Raw genomic sequence first — 572 nt, 5'->3', positions numbered from 1 at the left:
CACAACGAGAAAGTGAGTCACCCATGAGTTTGCATGGATCAAAGATTGCCCTGTTGATTGAGGATGAGTACCAGATCCTGGAGGGCTGGTACCCGCTGCTTCGCCTGCAGGAGGCCGGAGCGGATGTGCGGGTCATCGGCAGCGGCACGAAGAACAGTTACCACAGCAAGGAGCACTACCCGATGGAGGTCGACGCGGCTGCGGCCGACGTCAGCGCCTCCGACTTCGACGCCGTTGTCGTCCCGGGCGGCTTCGCCCCGGACAACATGCGCCTTCACCCTGAAATGATCGGCCTCGTCCGGGACATGAATGAGGCAGGCAAACTCGTCACCGCCATCTGCCACGGCGGATGGGTCCTGGTCTCCGCCGGCGTGCTCAAGGGCAAGAACGCTACCGGCTACCTGCCGATCAAGGACGACGTGGAAAACGCGGGCGGAACCTGGGTCGATGAAGCGGTTGTCGTGGACGGGAACGTCATCACCTCCAGGACCCCGGTCGATCTTCCCGACTTCACGCGCGCGATCATCGCCTACCTCGAAGGCCGCCCGACCGAAACCGAACACGCCACACAC

General features: G+C 62.8%; 1 protein-coding gene. It reads left to right on the top strand.

The genetic code is table 11. From position 1 onward, the window contains the following. Nucleotides 1-23 precede the first annotated feature (23 nt). On the top strand, nt 24-572 hold a 549-nt coding region (locus ACTHQX_RS21760; protein ID WP_440159339.1), incomplete at its 3' end, for a type 1 glutamine amidotransferase domain-containing protein.

The sequence above is a fragment of the Arthrobacter sp. SAFR-023 genome, assembly GCF_051965295.1.
In the GTDB taxonomy this organism is placed as follows: domain Bacteria; phylum Actinomycetota; class Actinomycetes; order Actinomycetales; family Micrococcaceae; genus Arthrobacter.
The sequence above is the reverse complement of the archived record's forward strand: the minus strand, read 5'-3'. Positions and strand labels throughout refer to the sequence as shown.